The organism is Ochrobactrum sp. SFR4 (assembly GCF_019730395.1).
In the GTDB taxonomy this organism is placed as follows: Bacteria; Pseudomonadota; Alphaproteobacteria; order Rhizobiales; family Rhizobiaceae; genus Pseudochrobactrum.
Genome location: NZ_JAAPBB010000063.1, coordinates 1 through 903, shown reverse-complemented (window position 1 = coordinate 903; position 903 = coordinate 1). Strand labels below are relative to the sequence as shown.

Below are 903 nucleotides of genomic sequence, written 5' to 3'. Positions count from 1 at the left end.
CGATCATGAACAGCGTCCGCTCGACGCGGCCTACTTCCCGCAGAGCTGTGGCCAGTTCATTCTGCCGCGGATAGGAGGCGAGCTTGCGCAAAATCTGGCTAGGCGCGATGCCTCCGGCTGCAATGGTGGCGGCGATGCGCAGGATATCGGGCCAGTTGCGCTCGATCATGGCCTGATTGATTTTGCCGCCGATCATGGCCCGCAAGTGGGCCGGCGCGGCCGATGGATTGAACGCATAGAGTCGCTTGGACGGCAGATCCCGGATGCGAGGGGCAAACCGGTAGCCGAGAATGGCGCATGCGGCAAAGACGTGATCGGTGAAGCCGCCTGTATCGGCGAACTGCTCGCGAATATGGCGGCCGGCATCGTTCATGAGCAGGCCGTCGAGGATGTAGGGAGCTTCGCTCGCCGTCGCAGGAATCACCTGGGTCGCGAACGGCGCATATTGGTCCGAGACGTGGCTATAGTCTTTCAGACCCGGGGTATTGCCGTATTTCGCGTTGACCAGGTTCATGGCCTCGCCTTGTTCCGTAGCGGCGAAGAATTGCCCATCGCTCGAAGCGGAGGCGCCCATGCCCCAGAACCGGGCCATTGGTAGCGCCGCTTGCGCCTCGACCACCATGGCCAGCGCCCGGTCGTAAGCTTCGCCCTCGACATGCCACCGTCCAATGCGGATCAACTCCCAGAAGGTGTGCGTGTTCGTCGCGTCGGCCATCTTGCGCAGGCCGAGGTTGATCCCTTCCGCAAGGATGACGTTCATCAGCCCGATCCGGTCGGCGCAGGGCGCTCCGGTGCGCAGATGCGTGAACGCTTCGGTGAAGCCGGTCGCTGCATCCACCTCCAGCAGGAGATCGGTGATCCGCGTGGGCGGGATCTGCTTGTAGAGATCGAGCACCAGATCTT

1 protein-coding gene is annotated in these 903 nt (G+C 62.8%); it reads right to left on the bottom strand.

The window, feature by feature from the left end; genetic code table 11:
* Positions 1 to 903, bottom strand: a 903-nt coding sequence (locus HBA93_RS17835; protein WP_221724183.1) for a Tn3 family transposase, incomplete at both ends; no start/stop codon positions are given.